Consider the following 12,256-nt stretch of genomic DNA (forward strand, 5'->3'; position numbering starts at 1 on the left):
CTGCGATTAACTCTTGCTTACTTGCCGTAGGCTTCTTTCTGGCCACTCCTGTAAGAGGTCAGTTACTTCCTGATACAAATGCTTGACTTGGTTAGTCAGAACGGCCTGTTTGCCCTCCACCCCCAAGACTCGGTCTTGTAGGTCCTTAAGAACCTGCGCTTGGACCTGCAGGTGGTCCTGCATGCTATCCAATCTTCCAATCAAGGCATAAACCGCCTTAATCAAATCAAATAACTTAGTCACCAGGGTCAAACAAGCCAAGATAGCTGACGCACTGGCACCCACCTCTATCATGGTCATCTCCACCGCCTCCTTTCTCATAAGTTGACAAATAAAGAGCGGGCAGCCGCAGGAAAGTCTTAATTTTCTGCTTTGGCTACCCGCTTTTGATTAGTTAAGAGGCTTGCCTATGCCTCAGCTTTATAAACTTCTTCCGTTGTTTTAACAATCATTTCTGCATTAACCGATGTAGCATAAAGGTCCCCAGCATCATCTTTAAAGATATCCGTATCACGGATGGCATCCATGGCTGTCTTGGCTTGGTCAGCCGACACCTGATCTTGAGGATTATTCAAGCGAACTGCCTTGTTTTTACCCTCAGCAGACTTGAAATTTAAGGCGAGTGTACGAACTGTTTCCATTTAACTTCCTCCTTTTCTCTATTTTCTAAACTTCAGGACTTTCAACAATTTCGTAATTTTCTTGCACATGACTACTTGAAACACCATGTTTCAGTAGCGGTGCTAAGGCATCACGAACGGTAACAATATCACTAGCGGCAGCATCCTCAACCAAATTATTGAGCGAAGTGGTTTGCTTCTTCTCAGTTTCGGGATCCATCGCTACAAATTGCAACTTACCTGACTTATAAACTTTTTCCATCTGCATTTCCTCCTTTTTTATCTTTGTAAGCTTTTGCTTACATCTTAAAGAAGAAACGCTCTCCAGTTTTTGTTACCCTTCTTTGAGTAAAAATTTATAAAAGCCTAATTGGTCTTGCAGCTTAGCCTTACGTTTATAAAGTGTCTTCCGTGAAATACCTAATAATTCAGCAATCTCTGTCATGGAGAAAGACGAATCAGCCAAAAGATAAAACAATTGGCGGTCACTCTCATCTAGGTGGCGGTCAACCGCTCCATAAAAGGCCATTAACCGGTGATGACTGGCCATTCTAGAATCTGGCTGAGCCAAGGATTCTTTGACTGTCATGATCTCTTCGACCGCAATTTCATGTTTTAAAGGCCGGGCCTTGAGTAAGTCTAAGAGGTACCAATAGAGACCCTTTTGGACATAAGCCGTAAAGCGAAACCGGTCTTCCCCTAAGGGATCACCTTGAAAGGAGTCAGCTAAGGCCAATAATTTCAGAGATAATTCTTGGTAATAATCATCATAATAACAGTGGTTTTTGCTAATACCGAGTCGGTTCAGGGTTTTGTAAATAAGAGCTTGATAATTTGCTAATAATTGGTCTGGCATTAAAAATACTCCTCGCTTTATTAGATTTAGGCTGCTTGACCTAAGTCCACTATAAAACGAGGAGTATATATTTTCTATAGAATGATTGTTCTATTCTTGTTTAATCAATTAAACATTACTTTTTGACAAATCAGGACCCATTCTCAAGGGAATATGAGGAAGAAAGATTTGATGAAATTCATGCTGACTCAAACACAGGTGGTGGGTAATGAGTTGTAGGCTGGCTAAAGAGGGAAGAACTTGACCGGATAGAATCTTACAGAGCTGACGGTCAGAGATTTGACACACTTCAGAAAAACGACGAACACTCTTATGGCGTTGGACAATTAACGTTCTTAGTAGTACAACATCAATCATTAAATGACCTTCTTCCTAGTTTAATTTAGCTTATTACCAAATTAATCATATATAGAAAGTAAGTATATTTCAATCTAAATAAAGCTAAATTAATATGCTAATTTCTAATAGACTTTATTAGGAAAAATAATACATACAAAAATAGCCTAGTTGAATTTTTCTTAGTCGCCAATGGTCTCTTGACTGGGTCTCAGTCGACGTTTCTCTTGGTCCCGGCCTTGCAAGAGATAGCGGGCCTGGGCTTGCCCATACTGTTGACGGGCTCGGGCCACTAAGGTCTGGGTTTGGTCAAGTAAGTCGCGGTTCATCAGCAAACTCACTTGGGTATCAGCAAAATGCGTTAGCATATGATAGTCACCCATGGAATCCCCAAAAACCGCCAGCGGTCCTTGCCCCTGATAATCAGGGGCAATGTAGTCTTGGATCACCTGGCTTTTACCTGCTTGATAGGTCAAAGGTTGATCTTCTGCGATTTTTGAAAGAACCCGGTCTCCTTGCCAGGTATGCGCCATTCCAAAGATATAGTCTGTTTGCAGAGCATAAGGAGGCAGCGAAGCGATTGATGCCACCAAACAAGCTGGACTAGCTGAAACGATAAAGCTATCAATCTGCTTCTGCTTGGCCCAAGCCATCAGGTCGGCAATCTCAGGGTAAGGGGCCAAGCCTTTTACAAAGCTCGCTTGAACGGCGCCGCTCTGGCCTAACCAGGCCGGATGAGTCTGGTAAGTCATGGCTTTAGCTTGAGGCTGAGCATCATAGAAACCCGCCCAGGTTAACATTTGCTGACACAAGGCTTGGATTTGATTTTGAGTAAAGCCAGCAAACCAATAAGTTGGGTAGTTTTGGCCTGGTAGGGGCTTTAACATCCGATGAATTGCTTGATAATAGACCATGGCTTTAGCACGAAAGGATTGGTAAATGGGCAAAGCTTTCAAATGCTCCAGTGTCCGGTCTGGCCTGTCTTTAATGAAATGGTCATAGAGATAAGCATAAGCTTCTATCAAGTCTGTGACTAAGTCAGGCAAGCCCACCTTATTTACTTCTTGCAAGCATGGACGATAAAATTCTTGGTCCAGCTTAATCAAATCCTTAAATTGCGGGGGGCTCATTTGATAATGGAGGCCTTCAAGTTGGAAAAGGAAAAAATGGTCTTCGATATCTCCCATTAAGCAGGTCTCATCAAAGTCAAAAACCATATAATTTTTCTGATTATCACCCTTTGCCACTGGAGTTTGTCCAGCTAAATTTAAGACTTCTTTAATCCGTTTAAAATTAAAACTCTCCCAATTTCTTTTTGATAATTGGTTCACAATTCCACTCCTAACCCAGAGACTGTCTGCCAGCAGGTGTCAGATAAATCCCATCCTGCTGGTTTAGGACAGTCACATAGAATCAAATCCACTTGCTTGATTGTACAAATTTCAACCATTAACTTTTTCCCTAACTTACTATGGTCTGCCACTAGGACCACTTCTTGGCTTGCTTGCGCCATTTGACGGGAGACATGTGATTCTTCCATATCATAATCATAAACTCCACTCGCACTTAAGCCGCCACAAGACATAAAATTCAAATCAAAAGAGAAATTGGCCAAAAACTCAATCGTATAAGACCCTTTAATCGCTAACTGATAAGGATTGGTAACTCCCGGCAAGATAATCACTTGTCCTTGGACTCGGTCTTCTTCAATAGCCTTATTAAAATGCAAGGCCGCTGCTAAAGAATTTGTCACAATGGTTAAATTCGTTATATCCTTTAAATAATCCGCGATATACATGGTTGAGGTCCCATAATCAACCGCCAAAGTCATACCCGATTGCACTAGTTGGGCTGCGGCCTGTGCGACAGCTTGTTTTTCGGCCTGATTCACTTGTTTTTTCTTTTCAAAGGCTAATTCAAGTGGAGCGGGCTTACTAACCGCACCTCCATGAACCCTCTCCAGTAATCCACCAGCTTCAAGTTCACTTAGATCCCGCCGCAAAGTCTCTGGTGTCAGACCAAATTCTTGTGCCATTTGACTGACATATACTTTTCCCTCTTTGGTTAACTCTTGCAGAATTAATTGATGTCTTTGATCTTTTATTCTTACTTCTTGTTTCATACTCATTCCTATCACTTTCTATGCCCTTAAATTAAATCAATCGCCTGCCACTCTGCAAGTCGCCACCGTCTTAAGAGGATAACAAAACGGAACCATTCATCAATAATGAATACCCACCAAATTCCCACCAAGCCCCAAGCGAAGACTCTACCAAATAAATAAGCCAAGGGGATGGTTAAAATAAAGGTAAACACTATGGAAAGATAGGTTGGAAAACGGACATCCCCTGCAGTATTTAGGGCACTAATTATAATTTCATTGGCTAAGCGGCCTGGTTCTAGTAGGATACTCAAATATGCCAAAAGTATGACCGTTTCTCTAATTTCTTCATTTGGACTTAGCCAGCCCACAATCAAAGGAGATAATAAGGCTAAAATGACTGAAATACCGAAGCCAAGCATAATCGCTCGCTTTAAGACTTTTAGGGCAAAAGTTTTTGCTTCCTCCTTGGCTTGACTACCAATATAACGTCCGATCACAATTTGACTCGCTTGTGCAATTGCAGCAGCTAGGGTAAATACTAAAGCCGTTATATTTTGAGTATAAATTTTGCTAGTGACAATAAGGACACCAAAAGAAGCGATAATACCCGTGATCACTGTTTGTGAGACTGTATAGGATATGTTTTCCAAGGCGGAGGGAAAACCTAACTTTATGATTAAATAACATATGTGTTTATTATATTTAATTTTAACAAACTCTGACCGCCCTTTGGAAATATTTCGATAAAAATAATAGCCTAAAACAACCATGCCAAAGACCCTAGCCAGGATGGTTGCCCCTGCAATCCCTTGAATACCTCTGCCTAAGAAAGAATATGGGGCAAAGAGCACCATGGAATTACCTAAAATACCCACAATATTGGTTGCGACTGCGACATACATGGCTTCTTTGACCATTAAATGGGCCCTTAAAATTGTAGATAAAGTTGTAATCATAGCTTGGAAAATTAAAGATAGGGCAATCAAGACTAAATACTGATAAGCATGGGCTTGGAGCGGTGGTGGTGTTTGTATCCAAATCAGTAATTGCTTGCCACATAAGGAAAACAGAACCGCCATGACGACTGCAATTAAGAAAGATAAGAATAGACTATTTTGAATAATAGCCACCACCTGCTTGGGGTCTTTACCACCCACAGCTTGCATGAGTAAAATTCCAGACCCCAAGGAAGCCACCCCTAACACCATCAGGCCCACATTTATTAACTGGTTGGCTAGACCCGTAGCCGCCACTGCTGAATCACTATACTGGCTCAGCATCACCACATCGATATTGCCCAAGACCATGGCTAATAATTGTTCCAAAATCAAGGGAAACAACAAGGAATAGAAGAAATTCTTTTCAGGGCTTCTGGCTTTTTTCCAATTTATCTTGTTTCTTATACCCATGGCTGAGTCTCCTTACTCCTATCAACACTTTATAAATAATAAAGTTTGTCATATTTTTCGTGCTTTTGTAAAAGATGCCCTACCTGTCCTCCATCAAGCTTTACTAACTGAACTTGAACACAATATGAAATTATCCTTGTCGGTAAAGAAATACCCAAGAAGAGTCCCAATCCAGGAATCAAATATAAGACGAGGGACCAAAGTAGTAAGCTGCCACAAATGGCTAAGCTGGTCTTAGGATAGGAACAGATGAAGCGAAAAGGATTCAAAATTGCTGCGCTAAATTTCACTTGGTAGTGGACATCTAAGGCAAAGAAAAATAGTAATCCTAAACAAGAAATCAAACAAGCCAAAAATAAAACAAGGGCCAACAAATACGTCAACAAACTTCTTTGACTCAAAAGCCAACGATAATCGATCCAGAGCAAGGCAATTAGACTAAGCAAACTATAACCTTTAAGGTTACTTGTAAATAAAGAAGCTAGAAAATGGTCTTTAAAACGAAGCCAGACTTTTATTTGTCCCTGGCGGTGGTAATCACGTAAACAAGCAAAAAGAGCTGAGCTTGCGGGAAAAATCCCCAGAAAACCTAAACCTAAGCCAGAAAATAGTAACCATAAAAAATTCAGTCCCACTAATCGAATCAACCAGTCACTATAAGTCTGTATCTTTTTTCCAGTCATTGTCTGCCTCCTTATTTCATAAGTTCTTCCTGCCTAAAATTCACTTCGGCTAAGTGTATAAGTTTTCATTTGACCAGCTTTAAGTTCAATAATTCTAGCTCCGCGGTCAAGGTCACCATAACATTGATAGCCTGATATTTGACCATAAGCCAGCTTGATGCCATGATAGGTCCCCACAAAATTATTATCATGGTCATGACCACAAAAGACACCGGCAATGCGTCCACTCAGGTAAAGGGACGCAAACAGACCCGTATTAATATAAGGCGCTGAAATCATATCATTGGTCTCATTACATTCACCAGTCTCAATTGCTTCAGCTGCCTGCCAGTATTCAGGTAAGGGAATATGCTGGAAGACTAAATCACGCTTACCTTGTGGACGGTCTGAATAGGTTCGGCTGACTTGGTTAAACCAAGTCACTTGGTCGGGAGCAATCCAATCATAAATCCCCACCGGTTGACTCGCATCAGCCCCCGAATCAAAGACATAGAGGACGTGGTCAATATGGCGTCCTTCAGCGTCAAAGATTTCAATGGTATAGGATTGGCGGTCTCCCACTAGCTTGGCATTCATTTTAGGAACATGATGGTGGAGCTTGGCTTCCATCCGTCGTAAATCAGCACGGACAAATTCATCTTCCGCATCATGGTTACCATAGGTAATGGCTATCGGAATATCAAATTGGTTAAAACGGTCTAATAATTCACTGTAAACCTCATCGGCTTGTGGGACACCATGACTCCAGATTAAATCTCCGGTTATCATGATAAGGTCTGCATCAAGTTTAGTGAAGGCCGCCTCAATTAAATCAAAAGTCTGATAATCTTCAGCCGCATAGGGCTTGGAGCCAATATGTAAATCAGTTAATTGTACGATTCGAAAGGATCCATCTGGTCTAAGTCGTAAACGCATGCTATTCTCCTATTCTTTGATTGATCCAACCGTAATCCCTTTTACAAAATACTTTTGCACGAAAGGATAAGACAGGATCATGGGTAATAAAACTACAATGATGGTTGCCATCTGAAGCGATTGACCCGTCACGGTAATCTTATCCAAGGCAGCATAGGAGCTTGCCCCAGCAGACCGTAACAAGATATCTGATAAGGCACTTTGTTGGGTTAGCATTTCTTGGAGTAAGGTTGCTAGCGGTTTTAGGTTGGCATCCCTCACATAAAAGGTTCCCGCAAACCAATCGTTCCAATGACCCACCGCTGTAAATAAAGTTATCGTGGCTAGGACTGGTTTGGACATAGGTAAGACCAATTTACGAAAAATTAACCATTCGGAAGCACCATCAATCCGCGCAGACTCAATGACACTATAAGGTAACTGACTAAATTGCGTCCGAAGAATCAGGATATTCATAGTGGCATATAAACTAGGAATAACATACACCCAAATTGAACCGGTCAATTTTAATTGACTTAAGACTAAATAATACGGTACTTGCCCTCCTGAAAATAACATGGTAAAGAAGATAAAGAAGGTGAAGAACCGGCGACCAGGCAAGTCTTTTACAGTTAAAGCATAGGCTGCCATGGACATGAGACCAATCCCTAAGACCGTCCCCACTACTGTTCTAAAAAGTGAAATCATGAGTCCATTTAATAAATTATCTTGTTTGAAGACTTCTTTATAATTCTCAATGGTCCAAATCCGAGGCCAGAAACCAATCCCACCTTTTTGAGCGTCAACTCCCTCATTAAAAGAAACTGCCAGGACATGTAAAAAGGGAATCAGGATTAAAATAACTAAAATGATTAAAATCATACTATTTAAAAAACGTGCCCATTTTGGGGCCTGTAAACTTTTACTTTCCACGTTCATACTCCTTTAAATAAAAGTGAGGGGTAGTAGACAGTCACGCTAACAAATCTACCCCTCTACTTTTAAATGTCGCACCCTTAAATCAATCTAACGGTCTTCTGGCCTACTAGAAGCGGATGGTGTCGCCATTCGCGCGTTTTTCTTCCACAAATTTCAAGAAATCATTTAAACCATTGGCTTCTAAATTAGCTCTAGACTCATCTAAAATTTTTTGGGCTTCTTCATCACTTTGGGCATAGTACATTCGTAAGACATCTTCTTGGTAACGAGCTAAAGCGGTCGCTAATTTACCTTCGTCTCCTTCAAATTCAAAGAGATAAGATTGGACGGACAAACCGTCTTCGACACGGGCATTGTCAAATTGTTCATCGTAATTTACATACTTTTCAATTTCCTTACCAACCGCATTGGATTCAGATTCAGCCCGAACTTTATCGCCCCAAGAAGCTTCGCCAAAATCAGTCATATTATCCATATCCGTAAAGCCTAAGTGTTCGCCCCAGAATGACCGGACACCACGGAAGCCTCTTAACTTAGCTTGGTCTGGATTTTCATCAAATTCTTTTACTACATCTGGATTAACAACTGGGTTGCCGTCTTCATCTAATTCATAGTCACGGCCTTCAAGTCCATAGAAGTAGAGTAATTTACCTTGGCGACTGGCTAACCAATCGGCGAATTTCATCACTTCTTCAGGATTTTTGGTGGTAGTTGGAATTGACCAACCAGCATAACCAGATTTATAAGTTAAGACCATATCATCGCTGCCATCGGCTCTTTGTAGACTTGCCAAGGGAACATAAGACCCATCTTGAATTTCTGGACGGTAAGAATGAATGTCAGTCACGATTGCAAACGAACCATTTACCACCCCTTCTTGGGCGCGACTTTCTTCCATGGTGTAGTATTCTTGATTCATAAGACCTTCTTTAAGGTACTTATGCACTTGTTGGACCCGTTTCATAATTAGGTCAGTTTGGGCTTCATGTTTAATATGACCATCTTTGTCTTCCATAAATGGTTCACCGGTTGATCCCGTCCACATTAAATCTTGATATAACCAAGGACGTTCAGACCCACCCCAGACAGTTGGACCAAACACCGTTACCGGAGCCCCGTTATCATCCGTATAGCCTTTTTCTTTGATTTTTTTACCTAATTCATATACTTCTTCTGAAGTATTCACAGAATCATAGTCTACTTTTAAATCTTCAGCGATATCTTTACGGATGTATAGTCCACCAATTTGAGGGTTGGCAGGTTTTTGAGCGGGTTCACGATCAATGGCCATATGCATGATATAAGATGCCCCATCCCATTCTGGGCGGAACATAATATTTTCCCGCGTATCGGTTGGTAAATAATCTTTTTCTAAGTACTTGTTATAAACTTGCAAGCCATCTTGTTTCATTAGGGGGGTCAAATCAACAAATTGCCCCTCATTAGCTGCCTTTAATAAGAACTGCATTTCAGGACGGCCAGAATCATTTAAATAATAAGCGACAAAATCGGGTAAATCCCCGGCAGCAAGTCCCGCCGCTAAAGCAGTCGTAGAATCATCCGCTGTCACAGTTTGTAATTGTAAGGTAATTCCGGTTTCTTTCTTAATTTCATCCAAAATTTCTTTAGGAATATCAACAGAAGCATCTCCTGCTGATTCAAAAATCAAGCCGGTAATGGTCCGATCTGCAATAAAGCTCTCTGATTTTTCTTCAGCAGAGACAGGTTGTACATAGTTCAAAGGTAAGCAAGCAGAAGCTAAGGATAAACTGGCTGTCACACCCAAACAAAATTTCTTGATAAATGATTTCATGGTTTTCCTCCTAAATTTTTTGTTTATACTACCAAACTGCACTATCAAATTTCTTATCCGCAATCCAATTTACAATCATTGTCAATATTAAGCCCACCACTCCTTGCATTAAACTAATTGCCGTCGAATAACCAAATTGTCCCCCCTGTAAGCCGACCCGAACTACATAGGTATCGATAATTTCCGATACATCTGCATTTCCTGGATTCTGCATCAAGAAGACTTGATCAAAACCGGCTGACAAGATTGATCCCAATGACATAATAAAGAGAAGGATAATTGTTCCTCGAATACCTGGAATCGTCACATGCCACATTTGCCGTAATTTACCTGCCCCATCAATGGCTGCCGCCTCATATAAGGAAGGGGAAATAGCAACAATGGCTGCGAAATAAATAATTGAATCCCATCCTATTGATTTCCAGGTATAAGATAGGAAGGTCAAAGGGTAAAATAAAGAGCGGTCCATCATCCAATATTTATTAGGGTCTCCCCCTAAATGACCAATCAATTGGTTAAGTAGACCCGTATTTGGCGCCAAGATAGCATTCATTAAGCCAACTACAACTACCCAAGAAATAAAGTAAGGTAAGTAAGTAATACTTTGAATGGAATTTCTTAAGCGAGTTTTTTTGACTTCATTGAACATTAAGGCCAAGATAATAGGAAAAGGTAGGTAAAGGAATAATTTCATAAATGAAATAATCAAGGTGTTTTTGATATAGAGACTAGACCGAGGGTCTGCAAAAAATTGACGGAAGTATTTGAAACCGACCCAGTCACCTCCAAAAACTCCAGTGTTAAAGCCGAATTCACGGAAGGCTAGAATATTGCCTAACATTGGCCAGTAAGAAAAAATAGCATAGTGAATCAAACAAGGCAGGAGCATCAAATAGAAGGTCTTATAGTTAAGAATGCGCCGCCAAATTGATTTTTTCCTTGGCTGATAATGTTGGTCAATCTCAGCTTGGGTCTTAGCCTGACCATTATAAATGAAGGTTTGACTCATCTTGACCCTCCTCACGATTTCCTTTTAGTGCCTTTATCTGGGCTAGGCTATCTTGTGTCATATCGACTGGAATCCTTAAGCCAGTATCATGATTAAAGAAGTGGAGTTTATCATAATTAATCCAGATGGTGAGTTCTTGATCACTTTCAAAATCCTCCATGCTTTGTACTTTCGCAATTACCTGGTAGGCTTGATTTTCTAAATAAAGTAAGGTCTCAGACCCCATCAATTCAGCATTGGTCAAAGTCATAGATAACTGCAATTGGTCTTGGCTTGGATTAGCTTCCAGATGAACATCTTCTGGCCGCAGTCCGACTACGATGGGTTGATAGCCATCCTGACCCGCTATAAACAATTGACGGTCAATTTCTTTAGGCAGGTTGATTGCTTGTCCCGCAAGTGTCCATTTTCGGTCAACTTTACTTAGTTCTAAAAAGTTCATTGCTGGCGAGCCGATAAATTGACCAACAAAAATATTATTGGGTTTTAGATATATTTCCTTAGGTGTACCGATTTGTTGAATTAAACCTTGGTTCATTACTACAATCCGGGAGGCCATCGACATAGCTTCTGTCTGGTCATGAGTAACATAAATGGTTGTAGCTTTTAAACGCCGATGTAATTTAGAAATCTCAGACCGCATGTGAAACCGTAATTTGGCATCTAGATTGGAAAGGGGCTCGTCCATTAAAAACACCTTAGCCTCGCGAACAATCGCCCGCCCTAAGGCTACCCGCTGTCTTTGTCCCCCGGATAATTCAGCCGGTTTCCGGTCCAATAAATCTTCAATCCCGAGAATATTAGCTGCTTCTTTAACACGAGCTTGAATGGTCGCTGATTTTTCTTGGCGCATTTTTAAACCAAAAGCCAAATTCTCATACACTGTCATCGTTGGGTACAAGGCATAATTCTGAAACACCATAGCAATATTGCGATCTTTAGGATGTAAGTCATTTTGTAACAGTCCATCAATAAGAAATTCACCCGAGCTAATATCCTCTAACCCCGCAATCATTCGTAGGGTGGTCGATTTACCACACCCCGATGGTCCAACTAAGACAATAAACTCGCCATCATGGATATCTAAATTAAAGTCTGACACTGCCCTAACATCTAGGTTATAATCTTTGTAAATATGCTTGAGTTTAATCTCAGCCACACAATCCACTTCCTTCTTAAGTAAGTCCAAATGTTTGTTTTATGTTTGTTTTACATATGAAATTGTATCATCCAAATGTAAAATAAAGATTTATTTTATGTAAAGATGAGTGTTTTGCTTTGTTAACTTTGTAAAGTTTAAACCAGGCACCTTTACATAGAGGCTGGGCAAAAAGTCCAGTCCATAAAAAGACAAGGCCATTATCGCAATCGTGATAATGACCTTTTTTTATTATTTTAGTAAACATGAAAGCACTCACATGATATAATGTAAATAAGCACAAATACATTTAAAGGAGTGGCTTTCATGTATAAACATTATAACACATCTGATTGTTCTTTAGTATTAAATTTAGATTTTGATATCGCTAAAAATCACGATGCCCGTTTCATTAGCTTATTCGTTGATTCAATCCCTGATAGTGAATTTCCTAA

14 protein-coding genes are annotated in these 12,256 nt (G+C 40.5%); all 14 read right to left on the reverse strand.

Features of this window, described 5'->3' with window-relative positions; genetic code table 11:
- Positions 1 to 6 precede the first annotated feature (6 nt).
- Positions 7 to 300 carry a hypothetical protein gene (locus G396_RS0106595; protein ID WP_028125474.1) on the reverse strand — a complete coding sequence of 98 codons (294 nt, stop codon included), beginning with the start codon at positions 298 to 300 and terminating at the stop codon, positions 7 to 9.
- A 107-nt stretch (positions 301 to 407) separates the two neighbouring features.
- Positions 408 to 641, reverse strand: coding sequence for a DUF2922 domain-containing protein (locus G396_RS0106600; protein ID WP_028125475.1), 234 nt, complete (start codon positions 639 to 641; stop codon positions 408 to 410).
- A gap of 25 nt (positions 642 to 666) precedes the next feature.
- Entirely contained in the window at positions 667 to 882 is a 216-nt protein-coding gene (locus G396_RS0106605; RefSeq protein ID WP_006417827.1) for a DUF1659 domain-containing protein, read from the reverse strand.
- 72 nt (positions 883 to 954) lie between these two features.
- Entirely contained in the window at positions 955 to 1,476 is a 522-nt protein-coding gene (locus G396_RS0106610) for an RNA polymerase sigma factor (protein WP_028125476.1), read from the reverse strand.
- 108 nt (positions 1,477 to 1,584) lie between these two features.
- Positions 1,585 to 1,833, reverse strand: coding sequence for a hypothetical protein (locus G396_RS0106615; protein ID WP_028125477.1), 249 nt, complete (start codon positions 1,831 to 1,833; stop codon positions 1,585 to 1,587).
- Positions 1,834 to 1,994: 161 nt separating this feature from the next.
- On the reverse strand, positions 1,995 to 3,143 hold the full coding sequence (locus G396_RS0106620; protein ID WP_028125478.1) for a haloacid dehalogenase-like hydrolase: 1,149 nt from the start codon (positions 3,141 to 3,143) through the stop codon (positions 1,995 to 1,997).
- Positions 3,140 to 3,940 (reverse strand): DeoR/GlpR family DNA-binding transcription regulator, encoded by an 801-nt coding sequence (locus G396_RS0106625; protein ID WP_081683564.1) that lies wholly within the window; start codon positions 3,938 to 3,940, stop codon positions 3,140 to 3,142. Before G396_RS0106625 ends, G396_RS0106620 begins: the two co-directional genes overlap by 4 nt.
- A 20-nt stretch (positions 3,941 to 3,960) precedes the next feature.
- Positions 3,961 to 5,325: an MATE family efflux transporter gene (locus G396_RS0106630; protein ID WP_006417897.1), complete on the reverse strand. Its 1,365-nt coding sequence runs from the start codon at positions 5,323 to 5,325 to the stop codon at positions 3,961 to 3,963.
- Positions 5,326 to 5,354: 29 nt separating this feature from the next.
- Positions 5,355 to 6,008: a YesL family protein gene (locus G396_RS0106635; protein WP_028125480.1), complete on the reverse strand. Its 654-nt coding sequence runs from the start codon at positions 6,006 to 6,008 to the stop codon at positions 5,355 to 5,357.
- Positions 6,009 to 6,041: 33 nt separating this feature from the next.
- A complete protein-coding gene (locus tag G396_RS0106640) occupies positions 6,042 to 6,923 on the reverse strand; it encodes a metallophosphoesterase family protein (protein ID WP_034907754.1) in 882 nt (293 codons plus the stop codon).
- Between the two features lie 9 nt (positions 6,924 to 6,932).
- On the reverse strand, positions 6,933 to 7,835 hold the full coding sequence (locus G396_RS0106645) for a carbohydrate ABC transporter permease (protein WP_155857424.1): 903 nt from the start codon (positions 7,833 to 7,835) through the stop codon (positions 6,933 to 6,935).
- 112 nt (positions 7,836 to 7,947) lie between these two features.
- On the reverse strand, positions 7,948 to 9,654 hold the full coding sequence (locus G396_RS0106650) for an extracellular solute-binding protein (protein WP_028125483.1): 1,707 nt from the start codon (positions 9,652 to 9,654) through the stop codon (positions 7,948 to 7,950).
- A gap of 28 nt (positions 9,655 to 9,682) precedes the next feature.
- The gene (locus tag G396_RS0106655) at positions 9,683 to 10,663 is read right to left on the reverse strand and encodes an ABC transporter permease (protein ID WP_034907756.1); all 981 of its coding nucleotides are present in this window, start codon (positions 10,661 to 10,663) and stop codon (positions 9,683 to 9,685) included.
- A complete protein-coding gene (locus G396_RS0106660) occupies positions 10,641 to 11,822 on the reverse strand; it encodes an ABC transporter ATP-binding protein (RefSeq protein ID WP_028125485.1) in 1,182 nt (393 codons plus the stop codon). The genes G396_RS0106655 and G396_RS0106660 overlap by 23 nt, the downstream gene beginning before the upstream one ends.
- Between the last annotated feature and the right edge of the window lie 434 nt (positions 11,823 to 12,256).

This window comes from Eremococcus coleocola DSM 15696, from assembly GCF_000428865.1.
In the GTDB taxonomy this organism is placed as follows: Bacteria; Bacillota; Bacilli; order Lactobacillales; family Aerococcaceae; genus Eremococcus; species Eremococcus coleocola.

Bases quoted from the DNA above. Each gene is read 5' to 3' on its own strand.
- G396_RS0106595 (WP_028125474.1), bottom strand. From the start codon at position 300: ATGACCATGATAGAGGTGGGTGCCAGTGCGTCAGCTATCTTGGCTTGT.
- G396_RS0106600 (WP_028125475.1), bottom strand. From the start codon at position 641: ATGGAAACAGTTCGTACACTCGCCTTAAATTTCAAGTCTGCTGAGGGT.
- G396_RS0106605 (WP_006417827.1), bottom strand. From the start codon at position 882: ATGGAAAAAGTTTATAAGTCAGGTAAGTTGCAATTTGTAGCGATGGAT.
- G396_RS0106610 (WP_028125476.1), bottom strand. From the start codon at position 1,476: ATGCCAGACCAATTATTAGCAAATTATCAAGCTCTTATTTACAAAACC.
- G396_RS0106615 (WP_028125477.1), bottom strand. From the start codon at position 1,833: ATGATTGATGTTGTACTACTAAGAACGTTAATTGTCCAACGCCATAAG.
- G396_RS0106625 (WP_081683564.1), bottom strand. From the start codon at position 3,940: ATGAGTATGAAACAAGAAGTAAGAATAAAAGATCAAAGACATCAATTA.
- G396_RS0106630 (WP_006417897.1), bottom strand. From the start codon at position 5,325: ATGGGTATAAGAAACAAGATAAATTGGAAAAAAGCCAGAAGCCCTGAA.
- G396_RS0106635 (WP_028125480.1), bottom strand. From the start codon at position 6,008: ATGACTGGAAAAAAGATACAGACTTATAGTGACTGGTTGATTCGATTA.
- G396_RS0106640 (WP_034907754.1), bottom strand. From the start codon at position 6,923: ATGCGTTTACGACTTAGACCAGATGGATCCTTTCGAATCGTACAATTA.
- G396_RS0106650 (WP_028125483.1), bottom strand. From the start codon at position 9,654: ATGAAATCATTTATCAAGAAATTTTGTTTGGGTGTGACAGCCAGTTTA.
- G396_RS0106655 (WP_034907756.1), bottom strand. From the start codon at position 10,663: ATGAGTCAAACCTTCATTTATAATGGTCAGGCTAAGACCCAAGCTGAG.